Below are 280 nucleotides of genomic sequence, written 5' to 3'. Positions count from 1 at the left end.
TACTCCTCGGGTGATATTGAGAAGATACTGAAAGACAACAGAGTCATTGTCCGCGACCGAAAGACGGGCAGGACACTGGACAGCGTAACGGGCAGAGAGGAAAACCTCAAAGAGCTCGTAGAGGGCGTCGAGATAATCGAAAAAGACTCGGAACTGCCGGAAGTGGAGAAGCTGGTTATAAAGACCAGGGACATAGACTCTATGGGCCACGACGACCTCATACAGTTCTACGGTGGTATAATGACCGACCTGTCCGAACTGGCCGACAGCCTCCTGAATA

The 280-nt window shown here is 51.4% G+C and carries 1 protein-coding gene; it reads left to right on the top strand.

What is annotated here, in order from left to right; all coding sequences use genetic code 11:
* Window positions 1-280: hypothetical protein (locus AB1471_RS17270; RefSeq protein ID WP_367780967.1), on the top strand; the 280-nt coding region annotated here is incomplete at both ends.

The organism is Jeotgalibacillus marinus (assembly GCF_040801915.1).
Classification (GTDB): domain Bacteria; phylum Bacillota; class Bacilli; order Bacillales; family Jeotgalibacillaceae; genus Jeotgalibacillus; species Jeotgalibacillus marinus.
The sequence above is the reverse complement of the archived record's forward strand: the minus strand, read 5'-3'. Positions and strand labels throughout refer to the sequence as shown.